We start from the raw sequence: 13,908 nt of genomic DNA on the forward strand, positions 1-13,908 counted from the left end.
CCGCGCGGCCCGTTCTGAGCCGCCGTGACCCACCCCGGCATGAACGAGTGGGCAGAAGGTGTCCTTCCGCCGCCGCCGAAGGACGCTTTCTGCCCACTCGATCCCGACGAACCCACCGAGCCCCAGGAAGAATGTCCCCATGCCCCTCGTCCGCATCGCCCCGACCGATGCCGATGCCGACGCCGACGCCCGAGCCGACCTCCGCGCCTTCCTCGCCGCCGCCGACCTCACGCTCGCCGGTCTCGACTCCCCCTCGCCGCGCCTCCGGCTCTGGGTCGACCGTGACGCCACCGGCACGGTGGTCGGCAGCACCGGCTACGAGCTGAGCGCCGACGGCCGACACGCCCTGATCCGCAGCGTCGCCGTCGCCCCCGCCGCCCGCACACGCGGCGCGGGCTCCCGCCTCGCCCGCCACGCCCTGGCCGACGCCGCCAATCACGGAGCCCACCGCGCCTGGCTCTTCTCCCGCCGCTCCGGACCGTTCTGGCAGAAGCTCGGCTTCACCCCCGCCGACCGCGACGCCCTCGCCGCGGCCCTCCCCGACACGCACCAGGTGCAGCTCTTCCGCGCCTCCGGCCAGCTCGCCCGCGAGGTCGCCTGGTCGAGCCCCCTCGCCGACCTCCGCCCGACCACCCCCTAGGAGGCGCGGGTCGGTCCACGCCCGCCCCACCGGTCATCGAATGGTCCCGTATCGTCCTTCCCCTCCCCACGAACGACGATCCAGGACCACTCGACCCCGACCCGCCGAGAGTGACACCCCGTACGATCGCCCCGATGGTCGATCTGCAGCCGCACTCCCCCGCCTGGGCCGACGACTACCGCCGTGAGGCCGAGCGTCTCGCGGTCGCCCTCGGCACCCGGGTCGACGCTCTCGAGCACATCGGCAGCACGGCCGTCCCCGGCCTCCTCGCGAAGCCGATCATCGACGTCGCCGCCCGTACGTCTCCCGGCACCGACCCGTTCGCCCTGGGTGCCGCCCTGACCGACCTCGGATTCGAACGACACGCAGCGGGCCCGAAGACCCACGCGGTCTACGTCCGGCTGGACGGGGCGCGACGCACGCACATCCTCCACGCCTTCCGCCCCGACCAGTGGGACGACTGCAACCAGCGGCTGTTCCGCGACCGCCTGCTGGGCGACCCGGTCGCGCGACAGCGCTACGCGACCCTGAAGGAGGCGCTGGCCGGCCTCGACGACGGACGCGCCTACACAGCCGCCAAGACCGCGCTCATCACCGACCTCGTCACCGATGAGCGGGCGGCTCGGGGTCTCCCTGCGGCCCCGGTGTGGGACAAGTGATCCACCCCTGTTCGACCGCCCCAGCCCACCGCGCCCGTTAGCGTTGACGCGATGAGCACCCGCACACGGATCGAGCTGGGCCGCCGCGCCGACCTCGGAGCCGACTGCGCGAACTGCTTCGGCCTGTGCTGCGTCGCGCTGGCGTTCACGAAGAGCGCCGACTTCCCGTTCGACAAGCCGGCCGGCGACCCCTGCACGAACCTCGACGAGTACGACGCATGCCGCATCCACCCGCAGTTGCGTGAGCGAGGGTTCAAGGGCTGCACGGTGTTCGACTGTTTCGGGGCGGGGCAGAAGGTCAGCCAGCAGACGTTCGCCGGGCGCTCGTGGCGTGACGACACCGCGACGCGTGAGGCGATGTTCTGGACGTTTCCGCTCGTGCGGCGGCTGCACGAACTGCTCTGGTACCTCGACGAGGCGATCACGCTGGTCGAGCGCGAGCGCGCACGCGAAGGCGAGCGCGCACAGGCGGCCGAGCACGGCCGCCGCCGCACCGCCACCACCCCAGACCCGACCCCGTGGCTCGCCGCCTTCGAGCACGTCCGGCGCCTGACCGACGGCTCCCCCGACGAGCTCGCCGCCCTCGACGTCGACGCCGAGTACGACGCGGCGCGCCCGCTGTTGGTGCAGGCGAGCGAGGTCGCCCGGGCGTCCGTGCCCGCGCCTCCTCGGCGGTCGAGGGGCAAGGGGCCGACGCTCGAGCCGGGGAGCGACCTGATGGGTGCGGCCCTGGCCGGGGCGGATCTGCGGGGTCGGACGCTCCGCGGCAGCAGCGCGATCGCGGCGGACCTGCGCGGGGCCGACCTCGACCGGTGCGACCTGCTCGGTGTCGACCTGCGGGACGCCGACCTCGGTGGGGCGGACCTCTCGGGGGCGATCTACCTGACGCAGATGCAGGTGAACAGCGCCCGGGGCGATGCGGCGACGCGCCTGCCCGAGGGCTTCGCGCGGCCGACGCACTGGGCAGGCGGGCGCTAGCACCCGCGCCTCTGGCGGCACCTCCGTCGCGGGGCTAGCCTCCCCGGCATGAGGACCCTCACGTACTCCATCAACGTCACGCTCGACGGCTGCATCGACCACAGTGAGGGCCGGCCGGATGCCGAGGTCCACCAGCTCGCCACGGAGGCTCTCGCGCAGGCCGACGGCCTAGTGCTGGGGAGGGTCACCTACGAGCTGATGGAGCAGTCCTGGCGTCCACCCGCCTCCGAGGCGTTCCCCGACTGGATGCAGCCCTTCGCGCGGACCATCCACGAGATCCCGAAGTACGTGGCGTCGACGACGCTCGCGAGCGTCGACTGGAACGCCGAGCTGCTCGGCGGCGACGTGCGCGAGGCGGTGCGAGAGCTGAAGAGCCGTCCCGGGGGCCCGCTTCGCCTCGGAGGTTCCACGTTCGCCACCGACGTCGTCGGCTGGGGCCTGGTCGACGAGTACGAGTTCACCGTCTACCCCTGGGTCGCCGGCCACGGCCCCTACCTGCTCGCCGGCCTCCCCCACCCCCTCGACCTCACCCCGACCGCCCGCCACGACCTCGCCTCCGGCGCCGTCGCGACGACGTACCGCTCGCGGGGCTGACGCTTCGGTTCACCTACTTTATCTAGTGGCGCAAACTCAAGGAGGCGCGGGTGGCCCGGTGACGGAAGGCGGCTTAGTAGGTTCACGGCATGGCAAGACAAATGGCCGATCCCGCATTTCACGCCGACCAGGCATCACGAGCCTTGACCGCACCCCACGTGGCTCCGATCAATGCCTTCGTGGACTCCATCCGAGATCGTGATGGGCGTGGCTGGGCACCTTACGTTCCGCCACATCACGGTGGCGTCGATGCTCGAGTGATCAGCATCCTGCGAGACCCTGGCCCGGCCACTCGGCTGGGTACCGGTTGGGGCTTCATCAGTGTCGAGAACGACGACCCGACTGCCGAGCGAATGGCACGTCTCTTCGATCGCTTCGGCGTCCCTTCAGGGGTTGTCCTGCCGTGTAACGCATATCCCTGGTACATCAACGCGGCGCCGAACGCAGCGCAGTCGAAGGCTGGAGCGTTGGTCTTGCTCGAGCTCTTGGAGCTCACACCTGTGATCGATGTCGTGCTACTCCAGGGCCGTGATGCGGAGAAAGCCTGGCGACGGGCCGTTGCACTCGAGCCCCGTCTCAAGCGACGTATTTCGGTTCACGCCACGATTCATCCGGGGAGGCAGGCACTCTTCCACCCCGATCCAGCCGAGCGACAACGCCGAGTCTCCCATCACGAGCACACGTTCGAACTGACTGCTGGACAGCTTGGGGGCAAGGCCGTTAGCCGATCCAAGGCGTAGGAGGACCACTGGCGTCACGTCAATGTGCACAACCGGACGAGAAGCAACGATCAGAACAGTGCGTCAAGCCCTACGGAGGGAGGAAGGGCGGTTTTCCCAGGCTCGGAAGGAGCCTGCCTGAGCTGTTCCGGGATCTGGAAGCTTCTTCTTGCTTAGGCGCATGTGCTTTTCCAATGATCGAAGACACACGATCAGCTCATGCCGAAGCGCCATCAGGTCGTATACGTATTCTCGTGGAGCCACCTCGAATGCGTTTTTGTATGTGACGCACCCCAAGATCATTTCCTGCAGAATCTCGCGCAACTCATGATCCGGACGAATCTGATCGCGAACTTGCGATAGACGCTCTTGAGCTTGTTGCACGCTCTGCAAGCATCGATAGGCATCTACGCCAACCTTGCGGAGCTTGGGATTCGTCGGGGTGAATGCCCTCCGTGTCGCGAGATCATCGGCGAGGTTGGCCACAAGCTGCCTGTTCTTTGCACGCTGGTCGCGGCGATAAGACACGTAGCCGATAAGAGCTGCAAGGACGAGTCCGACTATTGCTGCGATGAACGCCACGGACAAGTCCGGCCAAAATGAGTTCCATTCCATTTCCCCAGCATGGTCTATGTCTTCCCGTCGCACTCACGAGCTAGCCCGGCGCCATGCCAGGCAGACGCAAACTGGTCGCCAGCGTCCTGCCGATTTCTGTGGACGTAAAGGCCCACCGCAGCGCTCCCACGCCCCAGCCCATCCGCCACTATTCCCCGGGTCTGTCAACTGCAACGATGCACGCAACACATGAACTATTGTCAACTCAAACCCGATCTGTGACCGCCCACCCGAGGGCGCGAACTCCCCCGCCCTGGAGGCATCCCCATGAGTGACGACATCGAGCTGATCAGTGACGGAGACGGTGTCGCCATCGTCGGGCCCCCGGAAGCTGTCGACCGGTTCCTCGCCGCCGAGGGGCTCACGTCACGAGACCTTGGTCTAGGTCGAGTCAAGCCGTCGCTCATCGCATCGGGCGCTCTCGAGGCTGGCGCGAAGATCGCCGAGAACTCTGGTCGATGGGTCAAGCTGACGAAGGAGTCGGCTGCGGCCATGAACAAGTACGGCGTCATGAAGGGCACAGGCAAAGGCCTGAGCCGGGGTGTCTTGACGGAAAATGGCAAGATCAAAGGGCTCATCCAGTTCAGCCGGGGTGGTGTGGGAACCCTGACGAACCCCGCCATGCTCGCCGGCGCCGCGGGCCTCATGTCCCAGATCGCCATGCAGCAGCAGATGGACGAGATCAGCGACTATCTCGAAGAGATCGACGCCAAGGTCGATGACGTCCTCCGTGCGCAGAAAGATGCGGTTCTCGCCGACATGGTCGGCGTCGATCTGGTGATCGACGATGCGATGACGGTTCGCGGCGAGGTGGGACGCGTGTCCGAGATCACGTGGTCGAAGGTCCACACCACCTCGACGACCATCGCTCGCACGCAGGTCTACGCCCTCCGTCAACTCGACGCCCTGGCCGAGGGACTCGAGAAAAAGAAGATCTCCGATCTCGAGGACGCCACCCGCGAAGTCGAGTCGAAAGCGCAGGAGTGGTTCGCCGTGCTGGCTCGCTGCTTCCAGCTGCAGGACGCGCTCTCCGTGCTCGAACTCGATCGCGTCCTCGATGCGTCGCCGGACGACCTCGATCGCCACCGACTCGGCCTCACGGCAGCTCGGAACAAACGCCTCGAGGTGATCACACAGCGGACGGAGCTCCTGGTGGAGCGCCTCGAAGCCGCAGCGGGGCTCGCGACGTCGAAGGTCTTGCTGCATCCCATCGCGTCCGGTGCGATCGTCCGATCGAGCAACAACGTGGGCTCCGAGATCACGCGTTTCCAGGACGGCCTCGGCATCGAGAACTCCCACGACATGCAGGAGGCCAAGCGCTGGGCAACGGCAGTCGTCGAAATGCGCGACAAGGCTCTCGACCGGGGCGAGGACGGAGTAGACGCGGCCAAGCGACTGGGCGACGAGACGCTTGACCGAGCGAAGTCGGTGTCGGTGTCCGTGACCAGCAAGCTGGCCGATCGTGCCCGCCGCTGGCAAATCAGGGATTGATCCGCTCCATTTAGTTGGCGTCGGACGAGATGACTAGGAGGATACTCATATGTCGGAAACGAATGAGGGCCCCACGTCTCGAAGCGAAGTGAAAATTCGCGATTTAGAACTCGAGACGGCCCGCCTTAACCGAAAAGCGTCTGCGATGCAGGTTACGGCAGGCGTTCTCACGGTCGCAGTGGCGATCGGGGGCTTCTTCTCTTTCTTCTATAAGATTCGCACGGCCGAGCAAAGTGACGAGATCGCAAATCTTCGGGTCGAGGTGAGCGACAAAGCCGCTCGACTCGACATCGCTGACAAGTCGATTCGCGAGTTGCAGTCTGAAAATCTGGACCTACGTCGGGCGGTGCCCGCCGCCCTCGACCCGGCAGACATTCCAGCGTTGCAGCGAACGCAGACGCTGAAGTTGACGAGTGACTACGAATTGGATCTCGAGTCCGTTCTCCCGAATTTTGATCTGAAACCCATTTCCTATCTCTTTAGGGGCCTTGCCTACGAGGACGGGGTCATGAAGTTCAATCCTGAAGTCGGGTGGTTGCAGCTACCCGCTGGACAAGTGGCCAGCTACGAGACATGCAGTGCGGCGACGGACTGGCGACAAGAGACCCGTCTGAACGCCACGCGCTTCGAGTCCAACGACATGTGTCTTCGTCTCGAGTCCGGACGCACGGCGATTATCAACGCGACTAACGTTGAGGCCGATCAGATCACGTTGAGCATCGCCGTCTACGAATTGCCTTGACTCGGATTACGACGCCTGCAAAGTCCTAGGCAGCTGCACGGCCGTTCAAGACCTGGTACCGGTGCCGCGCAATTCACGGTGCGCAAGCCGTGAGGCATTGACCTCTGTGACCAACCGCTGGGCTTCGGCCGGCGCCGGCGAGAGGTGGGGGGCATCGCACACCCCCGTCGCGCTCGAATGCTAAGGAGGCGCGGGTCGGCTCTGCGGCCTCGCTCGCGTCCCCGACACCGGTCGTCCGCGCAACCGCCGCCTCATCGGCGGCATCGAGTGCCGCCTCGAGCGCGGCCAGCGCGTCGAGCTTGCCCGCACCGATCAGCGACGCCCGGTACAGCACCTCGCGCTGAGCGCCGTTGTAGAGCTCGGCGACCGCCTCGGTCACGGTCTGCTGCGCGAACGCCGCACCCCGCGGAGCCCGCTCGCCCGGGGCACCCAACCACTCGTACCGCTGGGTCACCGCCGCCAGCACGGGAGCATACTGCTCCCCCAACCGTCGCCGCGTCTCGCGGTCGGCGTCGTCGATGAGCTCGTCGAGCTCGGCGTCGGCAGCCGTCTTGGGCGAGTCGATCAGCATCTGCTTCAGGTCGTCCATCGCCCCGTCGTCGAACACCTTCGACCAGATCAGCAGCAGCGACTGGTCGGCTTCGCTGAGGTCGCGTCCCGCTTCGGCGAACCCGGCAGGCAAGGAGGCGCTGGTGCGGTTCTCGAGGATCGCCGCCAACTCGGCGCGGATGCGTTGCAGCCGCTCGATGGTGGCGGCGAGCTCGGCGTCGATCGTGCGGAGGGCGCCGGCGGGGTCGTCGACGGACGAGCCGATCGACTCGATCCGGGCGAGCGGGACGCCGAGGTCGGTCAGACGGGTGATCTGCAGGAGGCGCACCAGGTGCCGCACCTCGTACTGCTTGTACCCGTTCGCCTTGCGCTCGGGCTCGTCGAGCAGCCCGAGCTGGTGGTAGTACCGCACCGACTTGACGGTGGTGCCAGCCAGCTCGGCCAGCTCGCGTGTGCTCCAGGCCACGGGAGGCTCCTCTCGGTCACGCCGGCTCGGTGCCGGTGTGTGACCAAGTAGAGACCATGCCCTTGGGGCAGGGTCAAGGGAAACATCGCACTAGATCGCGCTCGCACGTAACCGCGTGGAAGCACCGACCGGTGCCCTGGACATCACAGATGGAGAGCCTGCTGCCGTTAAACCCAAGGCCGCAACTGAAGAGTCTGATCAGCAAGCACCGTCTCGCAACGGCCCATACGAGGTGGCTTGAAGGCGGACGCAGCCCTCATTGCTCTCAATGTCGGAGGTTGCATCGATACTCGGGCACCGTGGCCCAGAATGGGTAAGAGCAAAACGGGTAGGGAGCCAGAAGTGGAACAACTGACGAGTGTCGAGATCTGCGCAGGCGCTGGTGGTCAAGCTTCGGGTCTTGAACGCGCCGGCTTTGAGCACGAACTGGCCGTGGAGATCGAGCCGCCGGCTGCTGCCACCCTCCGACTCAACCGTCCGCAATGGAACGTGTTTGAGGGCGACGTTCGTGAGGTAGATGGCAAGGCCTTCCGGGGTATCGACCTACTCGCAGGGGGAGTTCCGTGCCCGCCCTTCAGTGTGGCGGGTAAACAACTCGGCGCTGATGACGAGCGGGATTTGTTTCCTGAAGCTCTACGACTTGTTCGAGAAGCAAAACCTTCCGCCGTCATGCTCGAGAACGTCAAGGGACTCGCATCGCAGCGCTTTGCACCCTACCGAAGCTCGATCCTCGAAGAGTTTGACGCACTTGGCTACGACGCTGACTGGAAGCTATTGGAATCCGCGTCCTTCGGTGTTCCCCAACTCCGTCCAAGATTTATCCTGGTCGCAATGAAACGGCGCTACTTCAGAAAATTCTCCTGGGGTGTGCGCGACGGTCACACGACAACAGTCGGCGAAGCACTACTTCCGGCCATGGCAGCTGAGGGCTGGTCGGGGGCTGAGGCGTGGGCCATTCGAGCCAACCGTGTTGCACCAACGCTCGTCGGCGGCAGCAAAAAGCATGGCGGTGCAGACCTTGGGCCAACGAGAGCCAAGGCTGCATGGCTCGCCCTCGGGGTCAACGGCAAAGGCATCGCCGACGAAGCTCCGAACATCGAGACTCCAGCAGACCACATTCCTAAGTTGACTCTCGGTATGGCTGCCACCGTTCAAGGCTTCTCGGCCGACTGGAAGATTTTTGGTCGAAAGACAGCTGCTTATCGCCAAATCGGCAACGCCTTTCCCCCACCCGTTGCGGAAGCTATTGGGCTCCGCATACGGAGCGCCCTCCATGGGAGAGTGGTCACGTCGACTGACAAGCTCGAGGTGGCGGGATGACGCTGGACACAGCCACTCCGTCCCAAGACGCAGCGCTTCAAGAAGTTGTAGCCGTGTTGACAAGTGCTGATCCAGATGGGGCAAGGACAGCGAGAGTTTTGCGATCAACTTTTGATCAGCTATACGACGGTCAGCACACCGGGCGCTACAGGGTCGATCAGCTACATAAGACTGAGAAGACTCACTTCGGGACTCTTTTCGAAATCAACTTTCGGCGCGAATTTGATGATGTGGTTGACGATGGAAAGAAACTAGATTTCCAGATCGCCGGGCACGAGGTGGATGCCAAATACTCCTTCAAAATGGGTGGGTGGATGCTTCCTCCCGAGTCGTTCGGTGAACTTCTGTTGGTGTGCTCCGCCAATGATGAGAAGTCCGAATGGGCTTTGGGCGTCATCCGGGCCGATACCGAGAGGCGTCGTATAGGAGCAAATCGCGATGCTAAAAGTAGCTTGAACAGCTTCGGCTTGACACAGGTTAATTGGCTTCGTTGGGGTGAACCACTGCCACCCAACGTCTTGTTAGGCACACCTCCGGAGGACCTCGCAGCGATTTTTGCATCATCGCTAAAAGGCCAAGGCCGCGTCAACGAATTGTTCCGCCGTGTGGAAGGTAAGCGGATCGGGCGTAACACCGTCGCAACGGTCGCTCAACAAGATGACTTCATGAAGCGCGTCCGATATAACGGGGGCGCCCGCAGCGCTCTCAGGTCTGAAGGTTTTTTGATCCCCGGGGGCGATTACGTTCGCCACCGCCAGGTTGCGACTGAGCTGGGTGGGCCTGTTCCAGCACCTGGAGAGTTAGTTTCCTTTCGTGTCGTCCAAGCGCTTCCAGACGATCCGAACACCACGCACTTAGATGGCAAGTCATGGCGTCGAGCTCTTGGGGACGAAGCAAACGAGTGTGCTCCATTGCTACCCTCGATCTAATATATCGGAGCCAATAGATTCATAACTCAGTTCTGCTAAGTCGCCGACGCATTGTTTCGTTGCTTGTAGGACAGGCTGCGGAAGTCCTGGAGACGCTAAGCAAATTGCTCGAACTTGAAAGCATCTCCTTCTCGGCGGAGGCTTGAGAGACTCGGCTAACAGCTTTGACCCGCCGACAGAGTTGATAGACAGAAGACCGCCCATTCGGGCGGACTTCTCGCGAATTACTTTGGTGGGCTGTCTTAAGAACTCTACGAAGCCTGCAGCGGTGCGGAGTCCGACAGAGCGATCAAGCGGCCTATCCTTCAGCAAGACATCGCCTGTCCTCTGCCGCGACTGGCATGAGGCGCAACTGCCCCTGACCTAGGCTTCCCTGCCTGCCTCCTTCATTCTCGTCGACCCGCCGACGGACGTCGACCAAGCCCGACACTTCGCGCGCGAAGGCAGCAATGAGAGCAGCCAGCTTCTGGGCGCGGCGCCAAGAGCGGTCACGCCAGTGCACTCCCAGCAGTGCAACATATTTCCCTTACGCCACTCGCTCAATGATCCGCGAAGATGACGATGTCGCACGTTCTCACTAACGTGCGACTCGTGACCACGTCGCCGTTCGCATTCGATCACGCTGTGCAGTTGGCCGCCTTCCAGACCCAGGGCGATGACCGGTTCCTCTGGGGCCTCGACAAGAGCGTCGGCGCAGCGTTCTACCTCGAAGAAGACCAGGCACACGCGCAGGACCAGTACGTCAACGACCACGTCGTCTGCCCTGTAGCCGGATGCGCGGCGAAGCTCACGACGGTCCACAGCACCGTCAAGCGAGATCATCTGCGGCACCTCGGCAGCACCGGCGGCCACGGCCTCGAGTCACTCTTCCACTCCCAGGGGTGCGCACTCATCCAGGCGCGGCTCGCGACCAACTACCCGCTCTGCCACGTCAAGGGCGAGGAGTACACGCGCCCGAAGGCGAGAGCCGCGCAGACGTGCTGATCACCCATCCGTCGCGGCTCCGTGTTGCGTTCGAGGTGCAGTACTCGCCGCTCACCAACGACGCCTGGACAGAGCGACACCGCCGCTACGAGGCCAGAGAGGTCCGAGACGCGTGGCTCTTCGGCCACACCACGAACCACCTAAAGCTCGACGATGACGGACGCCTGAAGACGAACCCTGCACTCGCGGCTGTGGCTGCTACCGGTGCACCGCTGTTGTTCATCAACCCGACCACCGAGCAACTGGCGATCACCATCGCGCACCGCGAAGTTTTCTCGGCCGAGCTCGGCCGCTACAGCCCAGGAGAGCGCGTGCCAGTCCTCGGCGGCGCAGACGGCAGTTCCTTGAAAATGCACCACCTAGCCTCGTTCCGACTCGGCGACCCGCAGCGGGAGCCTGCGCTGACGTCCGACCGGATCAACGAGCTGATCCGGAACGCGATCGTCCTCGATGCGCACAACGACGAGCAGCGCCGTCTTTACGCCCGGCAGCAGGAGCTCTCCCGCAAGCGTGCCGAAGCCCAGCAGGCCACGAGTGAGGACCGGCTCCGCAAGGCTAAGGAGCGCCGCGGGCAGCAGGCTGACGAGATTCGCGCTGCGCTGGACACGCCGGCCCGCTGGGGCAGCGAGCACCCTGCGATGCCGCTGATCTCTGCGTTGGTCGAGGGTCGCGCGCAGCGAGACCTCGGGACGCTCGGCGACCTGGAGCAGTGGAAGTGCATTGCGTACTTCTTCCACGTCGCGATCAAGGAGCAAGAGATCCTCACCACCAAGACGGTCGCAGACACGCTCTACAAACACCGCATCCGCCTCGGCGCCGGTACGTACAAGACGATCGGGAGATGGCTCCATGCCCTCGTCGACGCGGAGTTCCTCTTCGAGGGCCGCGGCGACGATGGGTTCCCCGTGTACAAGCCCACCTACGCCGGCGCGTGGTGGTGAACCTCAGCTCTGCGAGAGCCGCCACGCTGCCGCCTCGGCTGCCATCGCCTTCCGCGCGACCTTCAGCCGCACGAGCTTGATCGGATTCTTGTCGAGGTTGATCACGGGCGTGAAGTGGCGGATCAGCTCGGTCTCGACGTCGGCGAGCTTGACCTGCATCGTGGCGGGCACCGCCCAAACCGCCAGCGTCAGCCGCTCGTGCATCCAGGTGGTGAGCCGCGCGTCTCCGTCGCCTGCCAGCGAGTACGCGCTGAAATACCCCGGATTCTCGAGGCTCCTCGGCGCACCCTGCAGGTCGAGGCTCTTTCGAAGCAGCGCCGCGAAGGATCTACGCACGGTCGACCCGCCAGTTCGTGCTGTGCTCCCGGGCACCGCGGCGAAGTGATCCTTCAGATCCCGTGACACGAAGCTCTCCTCGGCCTTGCCGAGGTAGAGCGGGACGTCCGGCGCGCTGCGGGCCTCTGCGTCGTCGTGAAGGCCCAGCTCTCGGTGTGCCTGGTCGTCACCGTAGATCGCGTAGAGGCCCGGTCTCGCTGGCACGTACGCCGGTGCATCCGTGATCGACCAGCGGGCTCCGGTCAGCACTGCGACCGCGTCTGTGGCGAGGTCAGACAGCGTCACGAGGCTCTCCGAGATCTGACTCGAGCTCGAAGTCGAGCTGCACGCTCGTCGGATCAGCCGGTCGCCTCGGGCTGGGGCTGTCCTCGAGGACGATGTACGTGACCTCGAAAGCATCGGGGTCCTCGATGTCGATGTCGACGGTGAGTCGCGCTCGGACCTCGTCGGACTCGCCGAACAGGTCCCCAGCTTCGATCGAGAGGACCACGTCCGCCCGGCCTGTAACGGTGTCGCCGGCCGGTGCATCGAACTCGAAGTCGGAATCGAGGTCGTATCCGTAGATGGAGAGGTCCCCTCCGATCTCGGGAAGCTCGAACTGCACCCAGTCCGGCAGCCCGTAGTCGCCGCCGTAGGTCAGTTGTTCGTCCATCGGCTGACCAACCAGCTCGTCGAGAGCTTCTGTAGCCACGCGGACCAGCTCGGCCCGACGAGTAGCGTCGAACGCGTACCCGCGAAGCAGAGACGCCAACCGATGTGCCTCGTCATCAGTTGGCGTCGAAGCGGCTAGCGCTTCGGCTGCCCGTGCCTCGGCTTCGGCGACCGCCGCACGAACGTCTTCGACGACGTTCGCGACCTTCTCGGCCAGTACCAGGCGATCTCGGGCGATACCTCGTGCGTCGAGATCCTCGAGCAGGTGGCGATGCAACTCCTTTGGATCGTCGTCGTCGATGAACCCCTTGTCCGCCGACACGAAGAAAACCGGGTCTACGGTCGCGTCCTCGTCCATTACGTCCAGGACGATCTCCCAGATCACGGCGTCGCGGAATCCGTAGGACTTCTTGCCGCCGAGGGTCTCCATGAACGGGCGGCGCGCTGCGAGATCGCGATCCACGAGCGCCCGAGTGCGGTCCTCTGGGACTGAGGTCACGCTCACGCCGCTCATTGCGAGCAACCTATCGCGCGAAGCATCCGTCTTCGCTCCGAGGCGGTCGAACGCCTCGTCGATCGCGGTCGCGCTGATGTCATCTCCGACCTCGCTCAGCACCACCTTGGCCTTGTCACGCTTCGACTTGAGGGTCTTGCGATCCTGCCGATCGAGTTCGTCAACGACGACCCGAGGTAGCACCACCCGGCACTTGCCCGACTTCACGAGATCGACGAGATTCCTGCCCGCGACCGACGTCATCCACTCGTGCCCGAAGAGCGCGTTCGTGTCCGGGACGACGGTGATCATCGCTTAATCATGGCGGAGCATCGAAAATTAGGCCGTCCCGACGCGCGATCCCGGCTAGTCAACCGCACTCGTGACCCACTGCTGTCGCAGCAGCGCCGCCGAGTCAGAAGACGCGCGCCAACAGACTCTCAAATAAGCTGCGTCTACCAGCTGAAACACCCGAACTCCGCCCGCGTGGTTGTCTTCCGCTCCCGCGCCGGTTCGTCGGTACTGGCTGAGCCGACGTCGGAGGACTGTGCGGCGCGACCTCGACCTCGCCAAGCCGATGCACAGGACCTGGCACTTTTCGACCCACTGGTCAGCGAGGAGCGCTAGTGGCTCCGTGAAGTCGCGCCTCCCACCCGCCAGATTCGAGGTCCTGAAGGCCGGCGGAATCGGGCCTGGCCGAATGACAGCGTAGATGCCGGCGCTCGTCGGCGGCGCGTTGGTACGAAGCTCCTCAAAATCACGGAAGCCTGGAAGCCCGCTGCTCTCAGCCCGGCAGCGGTA

General features: G+C 64.6%; 14 protein-coding genes. 10 read left to right on the forward strand and 4 right to left on the reverse strand.

Annotated features, from left to right (window positions below; genetic code table 11):
* The first annotated feature begins 139 nt into the window (after positions 1 to 139).
* The 4 genes from ACIOSR_RS14925 (at position 140) to ACIOSR_RS14940 (ending at position 2,871) form a co-directional block, all read left to right on the forward strand.
* Positions 140 to 640 (forward strand): GNAT family N-acetyltransferase, encoded by a 501-nt coding sequence (locus ACIOSR_RS14925; RefSeq protein WP_402753040.1) that lies wholly within the window; start codon positions 140 to 142, stop codon positions 638 to 640.
* Positions 641 to 774: 134 nt separating this feature from the next.
* Entirely contained in the window at positions 775 to 1,299 is a 525-nt protein-coding gene (locus ACIOSR_RS14930; protein ID WP_402753041.1) for a GrpB family protein, read from the forward strand.
* Positions 1,300 to 1,350: 51 nt separating this feature from the next.
* Positions 1,351 to 2,277: a pentapeptide repeat-containing protein gene (locus ACIOSR_RS14935; protein WP_402753042.1), complete on the forward strand. Its 927-nt coding sequence runs from the start codon at positions 1,351 to 1,353 to the stop codon at positions 2,275 to 2,277.
* 48 nt (positions 2,278 to 2,325) lie between these two features.
* Positions 2,326 to 2,871, forward strand: coding sequence for a dihydrofolate reductase family protein (locus tag ACIOSR_RS14940; RefSeq protein WP_402753043.1), 546 nt, complete (start codon positions 2,326 to 2,328; stop codon positions 2,869 to 2,871).
* An 803-nt stretch (positions 2,872 to 3,674) separates the two neighbouring features.
* Here ACIOSR_RS14940 and ACIOSR_RS14945 read toward each other — a convergent pair.
* Entirely contained in the window at positions 3,675 to 4,205 is a 531-nt protein-coding gene (locus ACIOSR_RS14945; protein WP_194593589.1) for a hypothetical protein, read from the reverse strand.
* Between the two features lie 267 nt (positions 4,206 to 4,472).
* Here ACIOSR_RS14945 and ACIOSR_RS14950 point away from each other — a divergent pair, with 267 nt between their 5' ends.
* Both ACIOSR_RS14950 and ACIOSR_RS14955 read left to right on the forward strand, forming a co-directional pair.
* On the forward strand, positions 4,473 to 5,696 hold the full coding sequence (locus tag ACIOSR_RS14950) for a hypothetical protein (RefSeq protein ID WP_402753044.1): 1,224 nt from the start codon (positions 4,473 to 4,475) through the stop codon (positions 5,694 to 5,696).
* A gap of 49 nt (positions 5,697 to 5,745) precedes the next feature.
* The gene (locus ACIOSR_RS14955) at positions 5,746 to 6,438 is read left to right on the forward strand and encodes a hypothetical protein (RefSeq protein ID WP_402753045.1); all 693 of its coding nucleotides are present in this window, start codon (positions 5,746 to 5,748) and stop codon (positions 6,436 to 6,438) included.
* Between the two features lie 73 nt (positions 6,439 to 6,511).
* Here the strand turns inward: ACIOSR_RS14955 and ACIOSR_RS14960 are convergent, their stop codons facing one another.
* Positions 6,512 to 7,453, reverse strand: a complete 942-nt coding sequence (locus ACIOSR_RS14960) for a MerR family transcriptional regulator (RefSeq protein WP_402753046.1) — start codon at positions 7,451 to 7,453, stop codon at positions 6,512 to 6,514.
* Positions 7,454 to 7,795: 342 nt separating this feature from the next.
* On the opposite strand from ACIOSR_RS14960, the gene ACIOSR_RS14965 reads away from it, so the two are divergent.
* From ACIOSR_RS14965 to ACIOSR_RS14980, 4 genes are all read left to right on the forward strand, one after another.
* Complete coding sequence (locus ACIOSR_RS14965; protein ID WP_402753047.1) at positions 7,796 to 8,773, forward strand: DNA cytosine methyltransferase; 978 nt, start codon at positions 7,796 to 7,798, stop codon at positions 8,771 to 8,773.
* A complete protein-coding gene (locus tag ACIOSR_RS14970) occupies positions 8,770 to 9,702 on the forward strand; it encodes a NaeI family type II restriction endonuclease (RefSeq protein ID WP_402753048.1) in 933 nt (310 codons plus the stop codon). Before ACIOSR_RS14965 ends, ACIOSR_RS14970 begins: the two co-directional genes overlap by 4 nt.
* Before the next feature lie 624 nt (positions 9,703 to 10,326).
* Positions 10,327 to 10,686 (forward strand): hypothetical protein, encoded by a 360-nt coding sequence (locus ACIOSR_RS14975; protein ID WP_402753049.1) that lies wholly within the window; start codon positions 10,327 to 10,329, stop codon positions 10,684 to 10,686.
* Positions 10,680 to 11,627 (forward strand): hypothetical protein, encoded by a 948-nt coding sequence (locus ACIOSR_RS14980; RefSeq protein WP_402753050.1) that lies wholly within the window; start codon positions 10,680 to 10,682, stop codon positions 11,625 to 11,627. The genes ACIOSR_RS14975 and ACIOSR_RS14980 overlap by 7 nt, the downstream gene beginning before the upstream one ends.
* A gap of 3 nt (positions 11,628 to 11,630) precedes the next feature.
* Here the strand turns inward: ACIOSR_RS14980 and ACIOSR_RS14985 are convergent, their stop codons facing one another.
* On the reverse strand, positions 11,631 to 12,248 hold the full coding sequence (locus ACIOSR_RS14985) for a GIY-YIG nuclease family protein (protein ID WP_402753051.1): 618 nt from the start codon (positions 12,246 to 12,248) through the stop codon (positions 11,631 to 11,633).
* Entirely contained in the window at positions 12,235 to 13,419 is a 1,185-nt protein-coding gene (locus ACIOSR_RS14990) for a PIN domain-containing protein (protein ID WP_402753052.1), read from the reverse strand. The genes ACIOSR_RS14985 and ACIOSR_RS14990 overlap by 14 nt, the downstream gene beginning before the upstream one ends.
* Positions 13,420 to 13,908 lie beyond the last annotated feature (489 nt).

It is taken from the genome of Frigoribacterium sp. NPDC087798, assembly GCF_044742985.1.
Taxonomy (GTDB): Bacteria; Actinomycetota; Actinomycetes; order Actinomycetales; family Microbacteriaceae; genus Frigoribacterium.